A 306-nucleotide genomic window follows, 5' to 3' on the forward strand; every position below is an offset into this window, starting at 1 on the left:
CCACGAACGCAATATCCTCTGGGCTGCCCACTCGGTGCATCACCAGAGCGAGGATTACAACCTCTCCACGGCCTTGCGCCAGACCAGCACCGGGTTTCTGTTGAGCTGGATTTTCTACCTGCCCATGGCCGTGCTCGGCGTTCCACTCGTGGTGTTCGTCAGCGTTGCGGCGCTGAATCTGCTGTACCAATTCTGGGTGCATACCCGGCACATTCCCAAGCTCGGCTGGTTCGAATGGGTCTTCGTCACGCCGTCCAATCATCGGGCTCACCATGCACAGAACGCTCTTTACATGGATCGCAACTA

Annotated in this window: 1 protein-coding gene; it reads left to right on the top strand. The window is 57.8% G+C overall.

The genetic code is table 11. The annotated features are described in order from the left end of the window. The coding region (locus tag BK665_RS33775; RefSeq protein ID WP_148053304.1) for a sterol desaturase family protein at positions 1–306 on the top strand (306 nt) is incomplete at both ends.

It is taken from the genome of Pseudomonas frederiksbergensis, from assembly GCF_003732665.1.
GTDB lineage: Bacteria > Pseudomonadota > Gammaproteobacteria > Pseudomonadales > Pseudomonadaceae > Aquipseudomonas > Aquipseudomonas frederiksbergensis_G.